Genomic DNA, 20506 nt, shown 5'->3' on the forward strand with positions numbered 1-20506 from the left:
ACGCTGCCAGTGGCGATCGTGGCATTGCAGCGCGATGTTGCAGCGCAGCTACACAACGATCTTGCGTTCTTTAATCGGTCGCGCGGGATTGCCGAAATAGATGGTCATCGGCTCCAAGGACTTTGCGGCAATGCTGCCCAAGCCAAGCACTGCGCCTTCCCCCACCGTCACCCCCGGCCCTATGGCAGCTTTTGCGCCAATCCAACTGCTGCGCTTAATGCGAATGGGGGCGCACTTGAGGGCAAATTCGGGATGGGTCCAATCGTGGTTGCCAGTACACAGGTAAGTTCCTTGGGACAGGCAGACGTGTTCTTCGATCGCGATTTCGGCCACATTATCGATCCAGCAATCTTCGCCAATCCATGTATGGGAACCCACCTGAAGCCGCCACGGGAACTTGATTTTTACACCCGTTTTGATCCGCACGCCTTGCCCGATTTTTGCGCCGAATCCCCGCAAGAGCAAAACTTTGAGGGCAGAGAGCGGCAGACAGCGACTGGCCACTAACGGATAGCCTGCAAAAAACCAGAGCAACTGCTTCCACAGGGGGGCACCGGGGGTATAGTCGCCGACTGTATAGGTATCTAATTTCATAGCCAAACCCTAGAAGCAAACGTCGATCGTCGCCAAGCTGAAACGCGAGGAATTGCTTGCGCCGCATTCACTTTTGAAAGGACTGGAACAGTTGCAAATAATCCTGCGAGATTTTCTCTACTGTAAAGTTCGAGATACAGTAATCTCGCCCGGATTGTCCCAGTTTGGCCGCCCATTCAGGATCTTGGCTCAGTTTTTCGAGGTATTGGGCGAGTCCTTCGCTGTCTCCATTCCGAAATGTAGCACCACATTGGGCGCGATCGACGAGCGCATTAAGGTATGAGTAAGATTCGCAGATACCGACAACAGGGCGACCCGTCGCTAGAGATGAGTATAGTTTGCTAGGTACGACAAGCCCTTCCATATCTCCGCGAATGCTTACAATGGACACATCGCAGGCCGTCAAGGAAAAGGGGAGAACTTCGCGAGACTGATAGGGAAGAAACAAACAGTTTTCCAGTTTCAAACGTTTGACTTGCTCGCTCACCACATTAAACTTGGCTCCGCTACCAATAAATACGAATTGAAAGGGGCGATCGCGCAGCAGAACGATCGCTTCTAGAAGGGTCTGAATATCGTGGCACCGTCCCATATTTCCCGAATATAAAACCGTAAAGGGCTTGACTAAGCCATGTTGTTTCGCAAACCAATTATTTTGTTTTGGGATCGGTTTGATGTACTGAGGATCGGCCCAGGTCGGAAGCACGACAATTTTATCTTCAAGCGCGGGATATTTTTTGGTAATTCGCACTTTCATAGCATTGCTTAAGACAATAATTGCAGCAGATCGATTCCAAGTTAAGAAGTTGCAAGTTTCCCATAGCTTGACAATCCAATGACCTGGAGAGAGCACTTGGAGGTTGACGGCAATATCTGGATAGAGATCGTATAGCAAACAGACATATTGAATATTACAAACCTTACTGAGCAGGTACCCCAAAAAGGGCAAAAAGGGCGGAGCTGTTGTCAAGAGAACGAGTTCTCTGCGTTGAGTATGTTTGAGTAAATTAATCGCTGCTCGGACAAAGAAAATAACGCCGGAGAAGGCTTTGCCTCGGATGCGAGACGGCCACAACCGCGTACTTTGAGAGCGGCGAATTGTAAGGGTATCATCATAATGCTCCCAGGTGGGAGAATCGTCGCTGTCAAAAGCATAGGAAGGTTGGCTGGCAAAAATCTCTATAGGGCCAAGTTCGTCCTTGAGCTGATGAGCCAGTTCTGCAATGAGTTGACCTGTTGGTGCGTAGTCTGGCGGGAAAAATTGATTGATAATTTTCAGTCTAATCCGAGGAGATATTTTGCGAGAAAGATTGCGGCTTCTAGTAGAAGATGGAGCTTTTGCGCGAACAGATTGCTTGAAATAAGACAGCATAATTTAATCCCCCGTTGCAGAAAAACTTACAGCCAAAATTAAAGGTCAGCAACTTTAAATTGGCTGACCAATCAGCAGAATTAGGAAACAATATCTATCTAGAGAGCTCGGCTTCTAGGAGATGAAGCGAGAGAAGAATTTCTGCAAATGTACGTTGAAAAGCATAGTACCAACCGCGCCAACCATCTAAAATTCCACCTTTGAGAAACAGACAATATACTAGTATGACGAAGGGCGCTAAGATTTTTGTTTTGCGCAAGCGATCGCCAAAGCTTAGTTCCTTTTCAGGTGTTTCTATGAGCTTTTTGGCCTCGATAATCATGTAACGATCTTGCGCCCAAATCCATCGCGTGAGGGGTTTGCGATCGTCATGGTAAATTGATGCTGAAAGCATTGTAAGGTTACCCTCAATACTAACTTGATGAGCATGACCATCATCTTGATATCTAGCTTTTACTCGTCTATATAAAACTTTCCGCGGTGGTAGTAATGTACCGCGCAAGGGTTTACCAAAAACGCAGTATTGAAACGGAACCCGATATCCGTCGATATTGGGGTCTTCCGTAAGCATTTTGATCTGCAACACTAACTCATCGCTCAGTCGATAGTCAGCATCTAAAGAAAGAACCCAATCTGATTCGATTTTGGATAGGCCGTAGTTACATTGTTCTGCAAATGAGTCAAATTTCCGCTGAAAAACTCGGACTTGAGGGTAAGCGTCCAAAATTTTCAAGGTTTCGTCGTCACTGTGACTATCAATAACAACGATCTGTTTTGCCCAAGTTAGTTTTTGAAGCGTGCGTTCGATATTGGGAGCTTCGTTATAGGTCAAGATCAGCGGTGTAATTTCAAGTTCGGTTGTAATAGAAGGCATTGAAGTTTGCGAAAAATTTTTATCAGTTCGACTGTTTAATGTAAGATTCACGTTAGCAACTATATATTTTTAGAAAACCTGGAGTTAATGAGGTAGATTTATCGCGCATATCATTGATTTCCATAGAAAAGGGAAGCGTCCTGAAAATCTAAATTTAGGAGATGCAAAACCTTCAGAAATTAGAAGCTTTTTGAGCGTAGGTACTGAAAAGAACTTTATATGCCCACCATCCCACAGAGTTGTGAAATGGGCATCCAGCTTTCCGGTTAGAGCTAAGGAAACATTTTTGAGATAGCCGTGAAACGGAGTAGTTACAATCAAAGTACCTCCAGGCTTTAAACATTGCTTTGCTGCGCGAGGCAATTCCCTGGGATAGAATAAGTGTTCAATTACTTCGATTGATATAACAATATCAAATTGATTCTGGCAAACCTCTAAAGGGAGTTGATAAAGACTACCTTGAATAAAACGAGTTTCAGGAAAATTTTGAGTGGCGATCGCAATTCCAGATGCTGATTCTTCAACGCCTACCACGTCGTACCCTAGATTAGTCAACATATGGCTAAAGCTCCCATTTCCACAGCCAAGGTCTAAAATACGTATTTTTCGCTCATCAGAGGACTTTGTTTGAGGATTTGGGAGAATTGATAGTATTGGGTTGGTTAAGTACGAGTAAATATGGGTAAGTTGCTTTGAGGAATACTGATATTCATAGTTAAGCTTCGTTTTAGTCATAGGTTCAGGTAGTTATAGTTGAGCTTATATTGATAATCAGTTTCCTGATTCTTTGAGATAGACAGTTTGTCCGTCAGCATTTTTGTGCGAATACACCCTAAAATGCCCGTTTAGACGTGAAAACTAACGCATGCAAATGTTTTAGAGTATTCCCTGAAAGGGATATTGACCTTACTGCCTCCAATCGTTAGGAGCGAGGCCAAAACGTCAATTTTCAGGCGATCGCCTTGGCATCACGTACTTCATAGCGAGTCGAACCATCCAAATGATGTAATAGAGCGGAAACAGCAGTTTGGGTAGCGCAAAGTTTTATCAGTCAACCAGAGCGATCGCGCACTAACTAAACGCTATCTATCCCCAGTTCTCGAAGTTTTGCAGCCAATCGATCTGCCCGTTGCCGCTCTTGGTCTGCTCGCTGCCGCTCTTGGTCTGCTCGCTGCCGTTCCTGGTCTGCTCGCTGCCGTTCCTGCTGGAGTTGTTCGGTTGCCATCGCAATCCAAGCACCTGATTTATCGTACCAGCGCAACCAAAGCCCCTCCGTATCTTGGTAGCAGCCTTGCCAGACCCCCAAACCTAGTTCGAGTTCCTCAAACCAAAAACGCTGCTCGGGGAGAGGAACGGATTCATAGCGAGTAGCCACTAAGCGAAATAGCCGAAACTGGTTGGAGTAGCGGTCGAAAACAGCATAGTAGGGAATGCGAAGGATCTGTTCGTAAACTTGCCACTTTGTAGGTGGTGTATTAATTTCCCTGAGGGTTTGGCCTAAATCCTCTGCCTCGGTGCCCGGTGACAATAGCTCGACGACCAAAAAGGGTGCTGTCCCTTCTTGCCAGATGACATAGCTAAGATGCATCCGATCTTGGGTTGAGGCAGGGGACTTACCCAGTACTAAAAACCAGTCGGGACGTTTGTACCAGCGGGTATGGTTAGGATCGTAATAGAGGTTGAGGTCGCTGGCGGTCAGGAATTGATTGGGTGCATAGACAGGGGGACGGCAGGTTTCGTCCAGCAAACGCGGTTGTGCGACATGAAAAAGGTCGGGCAAGCCTGGATCCTCAGAGTCTTCGCTAGGAAGATCGTACATGGTGGGGAGGGTTTCTTGGGGAGGCTGGGGGAAGTTGGTTTGATACATGCCACGCGCTCCGAAAGGGGAGAGTTTCTCCTATTTTAGGGTATTGAATCCACACGGCTCAGGTACAACTAAATCTCCAGGAAAAAGCGAGAGAAAAATTTTTGAGGTTGCTACAATGAGCCTATTCATTGCCTGAGCTGTTTTGCCATGCAAGTCACCGAACAGCAACCCACCGAACACCCACGGCATTCAACCCTTGTTTATCCGGTTTCAGATGGTGAACCCGTGGCAGAAACCTACGACCATCTCTACGCGATCTTAGTCACGCTAGAAGTGTTACGCCAATACCTTGAGGGACAGCAGGCAACAGTTCTTGCTAACCAGTTTTTGTATTATGCCCAAGGATTGCCCAAACTCAGGGTTGCACCGGATGTGATGGTAATTTTCGGGGTGGCGCCAGGGGGACGCGATAGCTACAAATTGTGGGAAGAGGGGGAAGTGCCACGGGTCGTCTTTGAAATGACCTCTAAAAGCACTCAGCAAGAAGACCAAATTATTAAGCGTCGTCTTTATGCCCAGATTGGAGTCCAGGAGTACTGGCTATTTGACCCAAAGGGAGAATGGTTAGAGTCACCCTTAATGGGGTATCGGCTCTTAAATGATGACTATGTACCGATTACCGATTTATGCAGTGAGGCTCTAGGGCTGCAATTGCAGGTGGAGGGGAAGTTAATTACGTTTACGGAAATTACCACGGGGAAGCGGCTATTGATGCCAGCAGAACTGGGGCAGGCGTTAGAGCAAGAGCGGCAGCTTGCCAACCAAGAACGGCAGCGCGCCGAACAAGAGCAGCAGCGCGCGGAGCAGGAACGACAACATGCGGAGCGATTAAAGGAACAGCTCAAGGCTTTGGGGGTTGAACCGATTGAGTAGCAAATCTTTTTCAGTCAGGCGGGGCGCTAATGGGGAATGGGTTGTTTGCTGAGGATGGCAGTATAAACCTCAATGAGTTGCGCGGCAATTCTATCCCAGGTGTAGCGTTCGAGGACGAACTGACGCGCGCGATCGCCCATCGCTTTGGCTTCCACAGGCCGAGCAAAGTATTGTTCCAGGGTTTGGGCGATCGCACCCTCATCCAAATCTGCAACATAGCCCAGTTGGTATTGTCGAATCATCGGAGCCAGGGCCACACCGGGCGCGACTAACGCGGGCAACCCAGCGGCAAGGGCTTCTAAGACTGCAATGCCAAAGTTTTCAGAGTGAGAAGTTAATGCAAACAAATCTGCCCCCTGGAGCAATTGGTTTTTCTGCTCGCCTTTGACAAATCCCATCCAATGGGTGCGTTCGTCTAACCCGTGGGTTTCCAGAAGCGTCCGAAGATAAGCAGTATACGCAGAATCTCCATCTCCAGCTAAAACAAAGGTAAACCGATGGCGAAGCAGCTTACCTAAGGCGGGAATTAAAATATCCAATCCCTTTTTAGGATGGAGGCGGGATAAAAACAAAATAATGGGTTCGTCGGGGGGGAGGTTGAGTTGTTGTCTGAGGATTTGACGAGCATCCAGACACGGGCTGGGCATTCCCAATCCGTGGGGAAGGATAAAACTGGATGGCTTTAGGCAGAGCGACTTGACTTCGGTTTGTTCTTGTTGCGCCGTAAAGTGAAGGGCTTTGGCGCCGTTTAGATTGACGCGTTCGATGGCATCTAAGTACAGTTGTTTTTTACGGGCGCTCTGCTGCAAAGACCACTCGCAAAGTTGCCCGAGAGGGCGGGCAATATAGGGGACATTTTGCTGGCGGGCGATCGCCATGGCCATGGTGGAAGGATAAGAAAAAATAGCATGAATATGCAGCAGATCGTATCGATCGATATTCTGCCAAAGCCAAGTTGTTAGCTGACTGGAGAAGGCAAATTCACGGACTGAGTGAATATTGGGAGAAAAGCGGGAGAAAAACCAAACAGGCACATGTTGATATTCGCTGCACTGCCCGATCGGGACATCCAAGAGAACGGAACCATTGTCATTAGTAGTGGCGATCTCAGCCTCCATCCCGCTATCGTTGAGAGCTTTGACCATTTCTAAAACAGCTTGACTGGGACCGCCCCGCACTTGAGCGATCGAAGGAATAACATGCAGAATTCTCATGGCTGAATACTTTGCCACCAATGTTGGAGAATTGCAAGACGAGTATGGGCTAGCGCAATATCCCAATCCTTGGAAATATAAATTCCCCGGTCATCGGGACCGCGATGGAACAAAGCACCTTGCATCCATTGGATTCGGCGTTCTAGATGGAAAAAGTCGGACTGGGCCGTTAGGATGCCAGCAATGCCACACATGTAAAAACTCCAACTTTAAAGATGAACTAAAGGAAAGCGGTCTTCAAGTTGAAGTTTAAGAGCTTGTTGAAATGATTCAAAACAAAATTGTTTGATAACAGCTTGACGTAACTGTTCGGGTTTGTATAGTAGCGAATTAGGATGTTTTTTTTGCAGGATCTGAATGAGTATTTGCGCGATCTCCTTAACATCGTCAGGATTGACCAAAACCCCGAGCTTGCCTTGGCATAATGCATCGATCGCTCCATCTTGATTTCCCCCTAGTGCTGGCTTGCCGCAAGATAAAGCTTCCAAATAAACAATCCCAAACCCTTCCCGTTTGCTAGGCATTGCAAACACATCACAGAGGTTGTAATAATCGCAAAGTTCTTCGTCTGGAATATACCCTGCTAATGTCGTACAATCTCGTACGCGAAGGTCATGCATCATTTGCTCGATTCGCGGACGGTCGTCGCCTTTGCCCACTATTAAATAATGAATATTGGGAATGACTTGACGAATCAGCGGAAGCGCGCTCAAGATTCGCTCGTATCCTTTGTATTGCTCCGATTGCACCAAACGAGACACCGTTAAAATAATCGGTTGTTCCGAACTGAGTCCGTGACGTTCTAATAAAAACAATGGTTTTGGCTTAATTTGAAACCGACTCGCATCAAAAGTATTGGGCAAGATCGCGACTCGATCGGGGTCTAAGGATTGCTCTCGTAACAGGCGATCGCGGGTGTAACAACTCACGCACAAAATCCGGTCAGCCTGTAGGAGCGCTACTTTTAAGTGTGGATTTTGAATATCCCAAGCCTCAACCCCATGGGCAACGGCCCAGTAGGGAATACCCGCAAACCGTTTGAGCCAATATGCTGCAACGGCAAAATTTAAGTGGGTCGCAATAATCAAGTCGGGCCGCTTCAACAGCGCCTGACTTACGATTTGAAGGGAGAACATGAGGGTTCGGACGGATAACGGCCATCTGCCGACAAAGTGAAAGCGCGTTTGGGGGAGATAGCCATCGCGATCCGGTTCTCGGACATCGTGTTTGAGAAATACATCGTATTGGTCCTGAGGGTAAAGCGCTTGAAGCGCTTCCAGAAAAAAAGCCGAATAAACCTGTATTCCCCCTTTAAAATCAAAAATATTGGGGATCCAGAGATGAAAACGTTTTTTTGTCACAGTCATCCTATGGGTGGCACACGCAATTGAGGGCTTGCAATAAACCCTCGGTTGCTCGGGCGTAACTATAATTTGAAACGATGGTGCGACTGGCTATCCCCCACTGCCTTAGGCGATCGCGGTCGGAAAAAGCTTCTTTTAAGGCGGTTGTCAGTGCTTCTACATCGCCAGCCGGAAAAACCAATCCATTCTCCATGGGGTGAACCAAGTCTTGAGCGCACCCAACATGGTTACTGACAATGACCGGACAGCTCAGACACATGGCTTCGTTGATCGCTAATCCCCATGTTTCTTGATTGCTGTAACTCGGCAGCACGACAAGATCTGCTGCTGCATAGGTCCGCGGCATTAAGGTTTGGTTTTGAAAGGGGGCAAAGTAAATACTGTCGTGGATTGAAGTCTCAGCTTTTAAGGTTTCTTCTAGGGGACCCGCACCGACAAAGAGTAAAGAAACATTGTCAAGTGCGGCTTTTTGGAAAGCACGGAGGAGATCTAACGGGCGTTTTTTAGTCTCAAATTTTCCAGCGAAGAGAATGACCGCATGATTTTCAGGAACACCTAGAGATTTTTTCCACGCGATCGCCTCCTGACGCGCCCCAGCGGCTCGATCGAAAAATCGATCGTTGTCCACCGCGTGGGGCGAAAAAAAGAGCCGATTTGCGGAAACATCGTGATATCGAAAATATTCGTAATTTGCTTTGCCCACGTACAAACAAGCTGCAAACCGATGAAAGATTTTCTGGATCACCTTTTGTTTGGCCCATGCTTTAATCCCAGGCGAAGGCAATAAACGATGGGAATCGCCGCGAAAGAGGAGAGGAATGCGATCGCGATTCCATTGCAGTAGAAATCGATAACAGCTTGCGTAGTTATAGTTCATTAATAAAACGGCATCGGGCAGGAAGGCTTGCACCCTCTGGCTCAAAGTCGGATTATTTAAGCCCCAGAACCGATCGGTACCTGGACGAGAACTAGCATTGGGGACAAACTCAGACTCATATCCCTCTAATAAAGGCAGATCCCATTGAATCGATTGCTTAAACCCAGGATCGATCTGTTGGGTTATGCCAAAGTCCCAAAGATAGAAAACTTTAATATCAAGATTGTTATGTTGTGCGAGATGGCAAAACCAGGGAGCGTAATATTGAATGGGGTGGGAGGCGACAATGGCTAGTTTCGTCATTCCAGCTCGTATTGACTCTGAAGGATAGGCGCTGACGGATAGGTTTTCATGAGAAAAACAACTATCCCCAGCAAGGACATACTGGACTGGAACAGTGCTGCAACGTACACGCCAGCGGACCATTCGGTTTGAAAGGAGAACGTAATCATTAAGATGGCAAATAGGGACTGAGCGGAAAGGAGTGGGGCATTAATGCTCCAGCGTGTTGTTTTTCCATAGGCAATTCCCAAAACAATCGCTAGCCCCGCACAACCAAAATTCCCAAAGTTAGCGTAGGCTTCATTTAAAAGCCCCCAGCCAATCGTCGTGTTGTAGGTATCTTGACGTCGTTGCAAGCCGTAGTGAATATTCAGGATGTAGGTGCCTTCGTGGCTGCGGATCTTGTTCGCATCAAAAATACGAGGAATCAAAAGCTGCGGCACAATCGCGTAGGTTTCTCCGCTGAGATACGGGACAGATTCAGGGGTTTTAGTTTGAGCTAAAAGGAGCAAATGAATGACACTCGATCGCTCTGCAAATGATTGTCTTTTGGCATAGGAAGTGACCTCAGATGACCGATCGGCGGAAGGATTCAGTCTGGTTAGGGAGTAATCTGCCCACTCTGCATACCACGCTGGATACTGCCAAGGTTGAATGATGGCACCTGGCCCATAAACCCAATATTTGGCCCGCATGTCGCCTTTCCCGCCATGCAGCAAAATCAGACAAACTAGGGTAAATACAATGAATGATGTTGGAGGTTTTTTACGTCCGATGCTAAAGGCGATCGCAACCGTTAAAAATGTTACCATCGCACCCACCAGCAAGAGTCCAGCCGCGCTGACAATCATATGGAGAATAATCAACACCCAAAATAAGCGGGTTTGGTTGCTGGAAAGTTCGTCGCTTCCGGCCCGATAGGCTAGGGTAAAAGTTGCTAAGGCTGTAAGACCTAAGATCCCGCCTCGCACTAAGGCAAATGAGCCGCCCGATAACAACAGCCATCCTCCCGTTGCTGCAATGGTAAAGAGGATTCCTAAAACTAAAACGCCTAAGAAAAAACTCTCCCCTTTTTTTCCGCTCAATGCTCGATAGGTTTGGGGTAGAGGAGGTGGAGATTTAACAAATTGGAACCAAACCCAAGTTCCTAGTAGGAGAAAACCCGTCGTGGTGAGGCTGGCATAAAGATGATGAATGGGGCTATAGGTAATAATTTTAGGATGTTGGCTGATTAGGGGTAAGGCATGGGTCCAAATAAAGGGGAGGGCAGAAAGGGGGAAAACTGGAAATCCGAATGCTTTGCCGGAACACCATAGGTAACTGGGCAATAATGCGGCAGCAGTAATGAGCAGTCCGGCAACAGTGGTTTGCAGCGAATTAATCTGCGTGCCAAAGACTTCAAATAAAAATAATCCGCCTGCCACTAACCAAAATAAATTGAGGAGTTGCCGCCGTTCTTGCCGTGTGGTTTCTGGCAGATAGGCAATGGGTTGAATGGCGGGTTGTGTCGTCTCAGGCATGGCTAGCTTATTGGGGTTGGCACAAGACAGCGATCGAAAACCATGCACTGCTGGCGGGTCATTTCTTTTGCGGTGTAGGGTTGGAAAGCTTGCCAGTCGGTGTCGGGCTGGTAGGTTTTAGGGATGGAGAGGAGCCATTGAAGTTGAGGTGCAATGAGGGAAAGTAATTGCTCGGGGCGATCGCTGCTTTTGAAGGTCAGGGTTCGGCCTGCATTGCATTGATTGAGTATATTAACGACGGAACTTTGATGGTGGAAAATGGCCAAAATGGGTTTTCGGGCAAGCACGCAAGGGTACAGTTTAGATGCTGTATAGCTGGCATCATCGGATCCGATCAGCAGGATGCCATCGCTTTCGACTAAAACCTGAAGGGCTTCAAAATAGGGAATGCGATAGGGATGTTCCGTGACTAAGTCGGCGACTCCTAGTTCTCGAGCAATGGGCTCTACGGTTTTTTCGGCTCGCCCTTGGGGAGCATAGCTGGTTCCAACAAAATGCAGGTGCACGGATTGCCAAAGTTCGGGCTGTTGATGGCGGGCTTCTTGCAAGCCTAAGAATAATGACCGCAGCGCTAGGGCCATATCGTTTCCGCCCCGCCCTACGTAAACCCAGTGACGTTTGCCATCGTTGGGGTCAAAAATGCGTTGTTGAATCTTAAGGGAGGGCAGTACCTCAAAGTCTAATTCTGGAGCCCCAAAGGGCAAGACTGTAAATTGCTCTGGGGATAAGTAAGGGTATCTTTTTTGAAGGGCTTCAGGATAGGTTGGCGAAACGCTGATGATGTGGCTGACTTTCTGGATGGCTTTGGGTTCGAGTATTTTTGCCTGAAGTTGTGCAAAACTATATTTGAATTTTCCCCCCGGCGGTTTTACGCCTGTTTTTGCATAATAGTCGCTTTGCCACGGATCTTGAAAATCCAGCACGTAAGGAATTCCAAAGCGATCGCGCCAGCGGGGGCCAAGGCTCATGGCGTTAAAAACGGTAGTGGAGAAGTAAATGAGGTCGAAGTGTTGTTGGCTTAGGAGGCGATCGCCTTCCCTCTGCAAAAAGGGCAAACTCCTAATCCCTAAGCTCCCAATCCCAAAGGTTCGAGTGTATTTGAGCGGCAATGCGTTCGCGTAAGTTAATGGTACATTATTAGGGAATGTTTGTGATAATAACGGCTCTTGTACTGCTTCAATACAGTCTGCTTTTACTGCTAAAACATGGGCATCCCAACCATACTTTAAAAAGTATGGCAAAGACATCCGTACTCGTTGATGATCTGCCGCATTAATAGGTGGGAAATGGGGACTGACAATAAGAACTCGGTGAGTCATCTTTTGATGAAAAACATATAAATAGCTAATTAAAGACTTGAAAAAAAGCGTTTGACTTAATCAAAAAGTAATTCCTAAGACTTTATATTTAGGAGCTGCTTTACAACGCTCTATAATTTGCAATGGATTGCGAATCCATAAAAAATTGTTACTTACATGCTCGCTGGCTGACGTCTGAAATTCTCGTTTAAATGGATCGTAACTAGCAGGTTCAAATCCATTTTCTCGAAGAATTTTCTCAATTTTAGGATCGATAGTTTCTAACAAAATAGCGAGTAAAGAATTACAAGCCAGAGTTTTCACTGCTCCTGCCATTACATCCGGCTCAAATCCCTCAACATCAATTTTCATGAGTACTGGATGTAGTTTATCGAGCAACTGATCGAGGGTTTCGACGGGAACCTCAATCGAGCTTCCTGAATAATCAGGATCGACTACTTGGTTTGTTGTATCGAGATCTGATGAAAATTTTAATACTCCATGATTTTGTCCGGCGGCACAACAACGACTTTCCACCAAGGATGATATATCGTTAAGGTTTATATTGCGTCGCAAACGTTTATAAGTCGCTGGAACGGGTTCAATTGTAAAACTGTTTGCACCAACTACTTTAGAAGCGAGTATTGTATACGAACCAATATTTGCACCCACATCAACAAAGAGATCGCTCGGTCGCAATAAATGAAGAGTAAAAGCCATGTCTACAAACTCATGCATACCAGCATAAATATTACCAGTAGCACCAGTCATCCCCATCTCAGCAACTAACTGAGATTCACCGACAAACGGAACAACAATCGGCATCTTTAAAATACGAGATCCAATTTGCCATTTAAGCCAAAGCTTGAGCGCAAGTGGAATATTTTGTGAAGCTAGCGGGTGGGAATAGATAAATCGCCAAGTTCTTAAAAATGAATCAATTACCATTTGGGTATGTTTTAAACAGAGAAATAAACTTTAATTAGGTGATGATTCAAGATTTAAAGTTAGATTTAATTGTATAAAGCTGTCTAATCTATTTTGGCAAAAAAAGACCGTTAGTATGTCTGGGTAACAGGTTAATGGAAATGGAAGAGAAATAGTATTTTTTGGCATTATTGATGGTTTATAAGTTTTTGATAAAGTTTCTCATAACGATCGACAATGACTTCCGCAGAGAAATGCTGCTCGACCCGTTGGCGACAGTTTAATCGATCAATCTTTGGCAGTTTTTCCACTGCGGAAATTGCTTCTTCAATACTTGTTACTAAATAGCCATCAATCCTTTGACGAACAATCTCTGGCAGCGATCCTGTAGGACAGGAGATGACTGGAGTACCGCAGGCTAGAGATTCGGCAAACACGATCCCAAAAGGTTCATTCCACTCGATCGGCACAATCATCGCAGCAGCTTGTCCTAACAGTTTATTTTTCTGAGTGTCATTAACTGTACCAACATACTCAATTCCATTCTTACCCAAGTGAGGCAGAATTTCTTCTTGCCAATACTGCCCTGCTTCACCAGTAGTAGAATAATTCCCAGCAATCAAGAGTCGCCTTCCAGTTTTTTGAGCAATCGCGATCGCCGTATGCGCTCCTTTAATTCGTTCGATCCGACTTAAGAATACCAAGGGGGCATCATCAGCTACTGTTGGCTGAAAAGTATATTTATCCGTCTCGACACAATTGTAGATAGGATGCCAAGTTCCACCAGCATTTCTACCAACTCGACAGATATAATCACTACAACCAGTAAATGTTAATGAACCGTTTGCCAGTTTCACACCCCAGCCAGCAGTACGCAAACTGGGATCGCGTTGATAAGACATAACTTTTGGTAATCGAGAACCTAGCAGTGGCAACAAATAGAAGATACGAGAAAAACTGTGAACGATATCGGGTTGAAATTGCTGCACTGCTGACCATAGGGTCATGGTGTTGCGAGCAGTATCAAGTTTATTCTGCGATCGCTTTCCCTGCCAGGGGAATATTGGAGTTGCAGGCGAGGTAGATTCTGAATGAGCCACTAATCCAATACTATGTCCACGAGCTTGAAATTTAGTTACTAATAGATCGACTATCCGTTCGATCCCTCCATAGAGGAGTGGTGGCACTGGTAATTCTGGATCTGCTGTAAGGAGAATACGCATTTAGACACCCCATCGCTTATCATTCCGTAGTGGGCTATGACGAGGGACAAAGATAAAATCAGCCTGCCACAATGCTCGATCGAGAGGACGACGAGTTATTCCACAAATGTCATAAGCAACCCAATCACGTTCGTTGAGCCATGAAATAACTTCTGCCAGTAAAGGCACATTTTGATGAATATCGAGCAGGTTAACTTCTGCTAAAACTACTTGTATACCCTGCAAAGACTTCTCTGCACCTTTAAGGACTTCTAATTCATAACCTTGCACATCTAATTTGAGAAAATCTGGACTTTTACCATTGAAATATTTATCTGCAATAGTATCTACAGTTGTCATCGGATAAGAATTAACTGGAAAGTCCTGTTGTATTTGCTCAATTAGCACAGAAGAAGCCGTTTCAGCCTCATTGAATTGCACTTTTTCTTGTACTTCTGCTCCTAGCAACGTTGTAAATACTTGTAAGGAAGGATTTTGAGATGCTATTTGTTTTAGCTGCTCAACTCGATGTTCTAAAACTTCAAAACAAGCAATCTTTGAATTTGGAAAGTTCTTAATACATAGATTAGCAAAGTCACCTTGATAAGCTCCAACATCAAAGATTAGAGTAGGTTTAAAGCCTATATTTGTGAGCCTTTCTAGAGCAGATGGAATTTCTGGCAATCCTAGCTTTTTGGCGAGGTATGTCCTGATTTTCTGTTTAACAAACATAGTATTTAAGCTGATTTTAATTTAGCAATTGTTTTTTCGATTAATTCTAAGATGGTTCGCTCATGATTTTCCCAGCTTAGTTCATCTTGAGCAGCTAGTAGAGCAGCTTTTTTCATAGTATTTAGTTTCTGAGGATTTACTAATAAATTATTTATGGTGTCTCCTAATGCTCTTGGATTTTGGCTGGGTATTAACTGTCCAACTTGAGGATGCTGTGACAGAACTTCTTTCTGACCGTCTGTATCAGTTGCTATAACGGCTAAACCAGCCTGTAGGTACTGAAAAAATTTATTTGTAACTGTAAGATTACGACTGGAAATATTATTACGCTCCAAAGCCAAACCAATGTCATGTTCAGCTATCCGGGATAGTAACTCATCATTAGGAACAGTGGGATGAATAAATAGTTGATTGTGCCATCCATTAGGAATCAGCGGTTCTAACCACTGACGAGAACTTTCTGGATAATTTCCCCGCAAATGAATTTCTACGGGTTGTGACACGTAGGGTAATGCTTGAAATAAAAGCTCTAGACCTCTTCCAGGACCAATGGTCTGGGAAAACCAGTGAACCGAAGGTAAGTCTAAATTGTGACGATCTTTGATTTGGTTATCGATCTGCGATCGCTCACCCCATGGAAAGCTGTTGTAGATCGCTGTTGGCTTAGGTGCTTGATAAGCATTAGCCATAACCTTTGCCATCACATGAGAAGTTGTTAGACAATATTTGCACTCTCGTATCAAACGGTTTTCTAGCGTCTTCAGTTGTGCAATATGACGGTGCGCTCGTGCTTCGGGCAAAAGATCTTCAGAAAACCAATCTTCAAAGTCTACCCCTACACGATAACCTTCATTGAGGAGCTGGTTTCCAGCCCACAAACCTGCTTCAGAATGCACGATGGTCAAATCAGCTTTAGCTTGTCGAGCCGCTTTTGGCATTGCCCTAGCGCCATACCCTAATAACTCTGGGGAAAAAATCTTAAAGCGCTGATATAGTTCGCGCGACAAACGTCCTTTCAGTCTCACGCTCAGATTTTCCAACCGATGCTGAGGTTGAAAATCCAAAATAGGTTCAAATCGCCATTGTTTATCTGCAATTAAGACGCGATCGCGCTTAACGAGTTCAGGGTCAAACCATACACCTCGTAATATAACATCATGGCCCGCTTGCGCTAAGGTATCAGCTTCTTTTTGGGGACGGGGTGCAGTACAGAGGTGTCCGCCGATCAGAATTAAGATTTTAGCCACAGGTATGAGAATCTAGAAGTTTGGTGGAGTACTATGACTTAACGGATACGTTTGTCCGTCAACCAGGGAGTAACATCGGAAGAGTTTGTATGTTGCAAAATGATGATTTTTCGGGTTTAAACCCGATCGGAAGCGAGTCCTAGCTCCCTAAGTTTTTTGGCTAATTGGTCAGCCCGTTCTTTTTCTCGATCAGCCCGTTGTCGTTCCTGCTCAGCTCGTTGCTTTTCTTGTTCAAATCGCTCTTCTGAGAGCGGGATCCAGTTACCTAAGGCATCATGCCAACGCAGCCATAGACCCTCAATATTCTGATATAGCCCTGACCAGACTCCTAATCCTAATTGAATCTCATCGAACCAAAATTTTTGATCGGAAATTTCCATTTCTTGATAGCAGGTTGCGACCAATCGAAACATTCGAAAGCGACTTTGATAACGATCAAACACCGCATAATAAGGAATTCTTAAAAGTTGTTCGTAGACTTGCCACTTGGTTGACGGTTGATTGACTTCTCGCAGGGTTTGCCCTAAATCGTCTAATTCAGTGGTAGGTGAGAGGAGTTCAACCACTAAAAATGGAACCACTACCTCTTGCCAAATGACATAGCTAAACCGTAAATCCTGCTGGCTTTGCGCGCGAGATACGCCTAATACTAAAAACCAATCCGGTCTTTTGTACCAGAGCGGATGACGACCATCGTAATACAGGTTTGGATCGCTGGCCGTAAAAACTTCATTTGGAGGGTAGTTGGGAAGTAAACACGTCGCCTCTAAAAGACGAGGTTGAAAGACATGAAACTCATCAGGCAAGCCAGGATCCCCCACTTCTTCGCTGGGAAGATCGTACATGGTCGGAAGACTTTCCTGGGGGGAACGGGGCGGATCGGCTTGATACATAAGACATTAAAGTAAATACCCTATTCTTGGGCAAATCATAATGATCTATTGTTTTTTCGCATTTTGGATGCTCAATCTTTTGAACCTGATACCATTTAACTCTTAGTATAACATCTGTCATTGTTTTCAACGATCGCATTGGCCCCCACTAACTTGCAGAACTGGCAAACCAATTTCTTTGAGTACACCATCGTTTAATTATGGGTTGGAACACTAATTCTAGTAATACAGAGATTACAGTTGAAAGCGCAAACCACAAGATGGCACGCAAACAAAATATTGTCCAGCTTCCAGCCAATGGAAAATATACTTGAATTATTAGAATGAATGGGAAATGAACCAAGTAGAATCCATAGGATATTCGACCCCAAAATGCAAGCGAGGAAAGCCTTTTGCAATCAAGCTTCCAACCCATCAAGACCAAGGCTAAAACATAAAGAACCACGGCGGATAACCACCGCTCTTCCCCAATGCGCCCGGTTAACACCAAAAAGAGCGACATTAAAGCAGGGAGAAGAAAACAAAATCGGTTAATCCACTTGAACCCTATGAAAGGCCGATGGGTAATGGCGGCCATCATCACAATGCAAATCGGCATCGCTCCTATCAAATCGGCTAAGCTCACTTGGGAGTTCGATGCGCCAGCCATTCCTAATCCATGTAAAATAACGCTGCCGAACTGAAAGTTATGCAAGGAGTAAAATAACAAAAGGTATGAAAAGAGAGGAATTTTGCTAAAAACCTCACGATTTATTTTGACACGCCAAGCCAACCAAAGCCCCAACACCCAAAAAATAAATCCTGAAGCATAACTACATAACACGTCAGGAATTGGAGAGCTAAACCAGCCTAGTATACTAATTGACAAGCAAAATAGGATAACAAACTTTAATGGAGGTCTTAGCCACCAAATTAGCAAAAACAACAAATAATAAATGACTTCGTAATTAATACTCCAAATTGGACTATTTCCTTCAATTCTTGGAACTAAAATATTTTGCAGAAAAAATAAATTTCCAAAAATAGCCAATATATTAGTCTGTGGAATCGCTATCACACCCAAAATTACAGCAATAATATAAATTGGGACAAGACGAACCATTCGCCGAAGTAGGTATTGCTTAGCTTGGAGAGGAGAATAGGATGTCTGGTTGGTCAGACCGATCACATAACCAGACATGATAAAGAAAATTAAAACAGCACTCTTACCCGTATTGAGCCAAAATAGGTCTGGATGGTAATCAGGGTCCAAAAGATGCTTGATCCCAAATATGTGAGATATCCCCACAATCAGTGCTGCCAAGCCTCTTAAACCTTCTAAGTTAGAATCATATTTAATTTTCTGACTTGCTAATAATGATTCAGAATGATTCATAAAAGTTCACTTTTCTATTTTTTGTAAATTTTCATGAATCTCAATATATTGTCTTGCACATTTTTCAAGGGTCAGATTCTCAAGAATAAACTCTCTTGGTGCAAAGTGTTGGAGTTGGAGTTTATCTATAAAATCAGTTAGTTTGTCATAAAAATCAGAAATTTCTTGAAACTTTATGCCGCAACGATCATCCCAATAAGGGACAGAACTTACCTCTGTGAATTGAACCTTATGAGGATAATAGGAAGGATCTTGCCAAAGTCCGCCCCGATCCCAAGCCAATATAGGTACATTACAAGCAAGTGCCTGTTGGTAAGCAATACCTTGAGTTTCATGCTCGCAGAGAAAAATCATTCCTTTGCTACGATCTAAAAGATGATGAAAATCTTCCTCTTTGTATGAACCATAACGAATGGTTTCTACCGATAATCCTAAGTCGCTTAACTTCTTATAAATAGGTTGAATGAGTTCTTCTTCGTACTTATCATGTTCCCACCTTACTTTGTCATATAGCAATACATCTATTGTTTTATCATCTGGTTTCATAGGTAACCAATGATCTGTATCAATTCCGATTGGCCAAGACAGAACACGATCACCATAGTAAGGTTCGCACATTTTGCGCATCCACTCACCCGGTACCAGCATTCTGCGGACTGGTAGGCGATCAAATAGGTTGAGATCATCAGTAGGATGAGAAAAAACAGCCGCACCAAACAGAATTGGATTTTTCCAGTGAATTTTATCTAAGATATGAGGCTTACCGATAATACAGGCAACTTCATCAGCGTGTTTTTGAATGTAGCGGTAATCATTCACTCGGTAAGCAACTCCTAACTTATCGAGTCCTGCACACAAGTTTAAGAAAACACGAGTTTGGCCACCGGGTCTGGGTTTACCCCGCACAATGCGGCGGATGATGCGGCGGGGATAGCGATCGTAGGGAAGCCAGCGATCGGGATCAGGCTCCTCATAAAATAGATTTAAAGACTCCATGAGCAGCTTCACTATACAGAAAATTGATGAGGTTTTGGAGTTTTCGGGTAGCGCCCTAGCTGCCTCAAAAAGTTGCGCCTAATGCTCAATACTCGTTCAGTAGCCCGAAATCCTAATTGCTTATACATCTGGCCTAGTAACCCTAATTCAGGGGGGCGAAAATCTGGATCAAGTTGATAAATCCATTCTGCCACCTCACAGGCTTCTTCTGGGTGCCTCAACGCAATCCAATGAGCAAGAGGCCAGAGCACTTTACAAGCTGCTTTACGGCGACGACTGGTGAGTTCTCCACGTTGGTACAATTCGCTAAGGATACGTTTATATATGTTCAAGTGTTGCCAATTAGTTGCAGTGGCTTTCATACCTCGGTAATTTCCTTGCATTTGCTGCTCGTGTTTTACCCAGTACCCTGCACAACCAGAAACATGTGCCAACTTGGGATTTAGCAATCCCACTTCTAGCAAAAACATCCGATCTTCTCGGTAAGCAAAATCTGGACGACGTGGAACCTTTTCTACCAAGTCTCGATGAAATAGCATACCTAAAAAGTGGCTTCCATAGGTTTCACCTAATTGGATCGCCAGAAAATCATCCCAAAGTGGAGGTTCAGGGCATTCAGTTATTCTCCCAGACTCATATTCCATTGAATCTACGCGAGAATAGACTAGAGTAGCTTCTGTGGCGATCGCTGTTTGAAATTGTTTATCAATGGTGCCATCACACAAAATATCATCTGAATCCAGGAACCTGATGTATTGCCCTTTGGCCATCAATGTTCCTCGATTAATCGCCCAGGTTTGCCCCTGGTTAGGCTGCCAAATGGCAATAACATCTTCTTGAGCCTGAAGCCATTTCCAAGTCCCATCTGTGCTGCCATCGTCAACCACAATAATTTCAGATTGACACTGGGTGTTGCGGCAAGACTCGATCGCTTTTGATAAACACCAAAGTCGATTATAAGTCGGAATAATAATAGAAACATCCATTGTTATTGATAAT

20 protein-coding genes are annotated in these 20506 nt (G+C 44.9%); 1 reads left to right on the forward strand and 19 read right to left on the reverse strand.

The window, feature by feature from the left end; all coding sequences use genetic code 11:
* Positions 1-48: 48 nt before the first annotated feature.
* The 5 genes from R6H26_RS25635 to R6H26_RS25655 all read right to left on the reverse strand — a co-directional run bounded on the left by R6H26_RS25635 (position 49) and on the right by R6H26_RS25655 (position 4707).
* A complete protein-coding gene (locus tag R6H26_RS25635; protein ID WP_404786631.1) occupies positions 49-594 on the reverse strand; it encodes a WcaF family extracellular polysaccharide biosynthesis acetyltransferase in 546 nt (181 codons plus the stop codon).
* 67 nt (positions 595-661) lie between these two features.
* Positions 662-1966: a glycosyltransferase family 4 protein gene (locus R6H26_RS25640; protein WP_404786633.1), complete on the reverse strand. Its 1305-nt coding sequence runs from the start codon at positions 1964-1966 to the stop codon at positions 662-664.
* Positions 1967-2060: 94 nt separating this feature from the next.
* Positions 2061-2840 carry a glycosyltransferase family 2 protein gene (locus tag R6H26_RS25645; protein WP_404786635.1) on the reverse strand — a complete coding sequence of 260 codons (780 nt, stop codon included), beginning with the start codon at positions 2838-2840 and terminating at the stop codon, positions 2061-2063.
* Between the two features lie 84 nt (positions 2841-2924).
* Complete coding sequence (locus R6H26_RS25650) at positions 2925-3575, reverse strand: class I SAM-dependent methyltransferase (protein ID WP_404786636.1); 651 nt, start codon at positions 3573-3575, stop codon at positions 2925-2927.
* A gap of 340 nt (positions 3576-3915) precedes the next feature.
* Positions 3916-4707: a Uma2 family endonuclease gene (locus R6H26_RS25655; protein WP_404786638.1), complete on the reverse strand. Its 792-nt coding sequence runs from the start codon at positions 4705-4707 to the stop codon at positions 3916-3918.
* A gap of 147 nt (positions 4708-4854) precedes the next feature.
* On the opposite strand from R6H26_RS25655, the gene R6H26_RS25660 reads away from it, so the two are divergent.
* Positions 4855-5580: a Uma2 family endonuclease gene (locus R6H26_RS25660; protein ID WP_404786640.1), complete on the forward strand. Its 726-nt coding sequence runs from the start codon at positions 4855-4857 to the stop codon at positions 5578-5580.
* Between the two features lie 26 nt (positions 5581-5606).
* Here the strand turns inward: R6H26_RS25660 and R6H26_RS25665 are convergent, their stop codons facing one another.
* From R6H26_RS25665 to R6H26_RS25730, 14 genes are all read right to left on the reverse strand, one after another.
* Positions 5607-6794 carry a glycosyltransferase gene (locus tag R6H26_RS25665; protein ID WP_404786641.1) on the reverse strand — a complete coding sequence of 396 codons (1188 nt, stop codon included), beginning with the start codon at positions 6792-6794 and terminating at the stop codon, positions 5607-5609.
* Positions 6791-6988 carry a hypothetical protein gene (locus tag R6H26_RS25670; protein WP_404786642.1) on the reverse strand — a complete coding sequence of 66 codons (198 nt, stop codon included), beginning with the start codon at positions 6986-6988 and terminating at the stop codon, positions 6791-6793. Before R6H26_RS25670 ends, R6H26_RS25665 begins: the two co-directional genes overlap by 4 nt.
* 15 nt (positions 6989-7003) lie before the next feature.
* Positions 7004-8155, reverse strand: a complete 1152-nt coding sequence (locus R6H26_RS25675; protein ID WP_404786644.1) for a glycosyltransferase — start codon at positions 8153-8155, stop codon at positions 7004-7006.
* A gap of 7 nt (positions 8156-8162) precedes the next feature.
* Positions 8163-9338 carry a glycosyltransferase family 4 protein gene (locus tag R6H26_RS25680; protein ID WP_404786646.1) on the reverse strand — a complete coding sequence of 392 codons (1176 nt, stop codon included), beginning with the start codon at positions 9336-9338 and terminating at the stop codon, positions 8163-8165.
* A complete protein-coding gene (locus R6H26_RS25685) occupies positions 9335-10837 on the reverse strand; it encodes a hypothetical protein (RefSeq protein ID WP_404786648.1) in 1503 nt (500 codons plus the stop codon). Before R6H26_RS25685 ends, R6H26_RS25680 begins: the two co-directional genes overlap by 4 nt.
* A gap of 2 nt (positions 10838-10839) precedes the next feature.
* The gene (locus R6H26_RS25690; RefSeq protein ID WP_404786650.1) at positions 10840-11946 is read right to left on the reverse strand and encodes a hypothetical protein; all 1107 of its coding nucleotides are present in this window, start codon (positions 11944-11946) and stop codon (positions 10840-10842) included.
* A 270-nt stretch (positions 11947-12216) separates the two neighbouring features.
* Positions 12217-13083, reverse strand: a complete 867-nt coding sequence (locus R6H26_RS25695) for an FkbM family methyltransferase (protein ID WP_404786651.1) — start codon at positions 13081-13083, stop codon at positions 12217-12219.
* Between the two features lie 167 nt (positions 13084-13250).
* Positions 13251-14285: a glycosyltransferase gene (locus tag R6H26_RS25700; protein WP_404786653.1), complete on the reverse strand. Its 1035-nt coding sequence runs from the start codon at positions 14283-14285 to the stop codon at positions 13251-13253.
* A complete protein-coding gene (locus R6H26_RS25705) occupies positions 14286-14996 on the reverse strand; it encodes an FkbM family methyltransferase (protein ID WP_404786655.1) in 711 nt (236 codons plus the stop codon).
* Between the two features lie 5 nt (positions 14997-15001).
* Positions 15002-16243, reverse strand: coding sequence for a glycosyltransferase (locus R6H26_RS25710; protein ID WP_404786657.1), 1242 nt, complete (start codon positions 16241-16243; stop codon positions 15002-15004).
* 116 nt (positions 16244-16359) lie between these two features.
* The gene (locus R6H26_RS25715) at positions 16360-17136 is read right to left on the reverse strand and encodes a Uma2 family endonuclease (protein WP_404786658.1); all 777 of its coding nucleotides are present in this window, start codon (positions 17134-17136) and stop codon (positions 16360-16362) included.
* Positions 17137-17284: 148 nt separating this feature from the next.
* Positions 17285-18511 (reverse strand): acyltransferase family protein, encoded by a 1227-nt coding sequence (locus tag R6H26_RS25720; protein ID WP_404786660.1) that lies wholly within the window; start codon positions 18509-18511, stop codon positions 17285-17287.
* Between the two features lie 6 nt (positions 18512-18517).
* Positions 18518-19507 carry a glycosyltransferase gene (locus tag R6H26_RS25725; RefSeq protein WP_404786662.1) on the reverse strand — a complete coding sequence of 330 codons (990 nt, stop codon included), beginning with the start codon at positions 19505-19507 and terminating at the stop codon, positions 18518-18520.
* A gap of 11 nt (positions 19508-19518) precedes the next feature.
* Positions 19519-20493 carry a glycosyltransferase family 2 protein gene (locus R6H26_RS25730; RefSeq protein ID WP_404786663.1) on the reverse strand — a complete coding sequence of 325 codons (975 nt, stop codon included), beginning with the start codon at positions 20491-20493 and terminating at the stop codon, positions 19519-19521.
* Between the last annotated feature and the right edge of the window lie 13 nt (positions 20494-20506).

The organism is Altericista sp. CCNU0014, assembly GCF_044923475.1.
Taxonomy (GTDB): Bacteria; Cyanobacteriota; Cyanobacteriia; order Thermosynechococcales; family Thermosynechococcaceae; genus JAAURS01.

Bases quoted from the DNA above. Each gene is read 5' to 3' on its own strand.
- R6H26_RS25635 (WP_404786631.1), bottom strand. From the start codon at position 594: ATGAAATTAGATACCTATACAGTCGGCGACTATACCCCCGGTGCCCCC.
- R6H26_RS25640 (WP_404786633.1), bottom strand. From the start codon at position 1,966: ATGCTGTCTTATTTCAAGCAATCTGTTCGCGCAAAAGCTCCATCTTCT.
- R6H26_RS25645 (WP_404786635.1), bottom strand. From the start codon at position 2,840: ATGCCTTCTATTACAACCGAACTTGAAATTACACCGCTGATCTTGACC.
- R6H26_RS25650 (WP_404786636.1), bottom strand. From the start codon at position 3,575: ATGACTAAAACGAAGCTTAACTATGAATATCAGTATTCCTCAAAGCAA.
- R6H26_RS25655 (WP_404786638.1), bottom strand. From the start codon at position 4,707: ATGTATCAAACCAACTTCCCCCAGCCTCCCCAAGAAACCCTCCCCACC.
- R6H26_RS25660 (WP_404786640.1), top strand. From the start codon at position 4,855: ATGCAAGTCACCGAACAGCAACCCACCGAACACCCACGGCATTCAACC.
- R6H26_RS25665 (WP_404786641.1), bottom strand. From the start codon at position 6,794: ATGAGAATTCTGCATGTTATTCCTTCGATCGCTCAAGTGCGGGGCGGT.
- R6H26_RS25670 (WP_404786642.1), bottom strand. From the start codon at position 6,988: ATGTGTGGCATTGCTGGCATCCTAACGGCCCAGTCCGACTTTTTCCAT.
- R6H26_RS25680 (WP_404786646.1), bottom strand. From the start codon at position 9,338: ATGACGAAACTAGCCATTGTCGCCTCCCACCCCATTCAATATTACGCT.
- R6H26_RS25685 (WP_404786648.1), bottom strand. From the start codon at position 10,837: ATGCCTGAGACGACACAACCCGCCATTCAACCCATTGCCTATCTGCCA.
- R6H26_RS25695 (WP_404786651.1), bottom strand. From the start codon at position 13,083: ATGGTAATTGATTCATTTTTAAGAACTTGGCGATTTATCTATTCCCAC.
- R6H26_RS25700 (WP_404786653.1), bottom strand. From the start codon at position 14,285: ATGCGTATTCTCCTTACAGCAGATCCAGAATTACCAGTGCCACCACTC.
- R6H26_RS25705 (WP_404786655.1), bottom strand. From the start codon at position 14,996: ATGTTTGTTAAACAGAAAATCAGGACATACCTCGCCAAAAAGCTAGGA.
- R6H26_RS25715 (WP_404786658.1), bottom strand. From the start codon at position 17,136: ATGTATCAAGCCGATCCGCCCCGTTCCCCCCAGGAAAGTCTTCCGACC.
- R6H26_RS25720 (WP_404786660.1), bottom strand. From the start codon at position 18,511: ATGAATCATTCTGAATCATTATTAGCAAGTCAGAAAATTAAATATGAT.
- R6H26_RS25725 (WP_404786662.1), bottom strand. From the start codon at position 19,507: ATGGAGTCTTTAAATCTATTTTATGAGGAGCCTGATCCCGATCGCTGG.
- R6H26_RS25730 (WP_404786663.1), bottom strand. From the start codon at position 20,493: ATGGATGTTTCTATTATTATTCCGACTTATAATCGACTTTGGTGTTTA.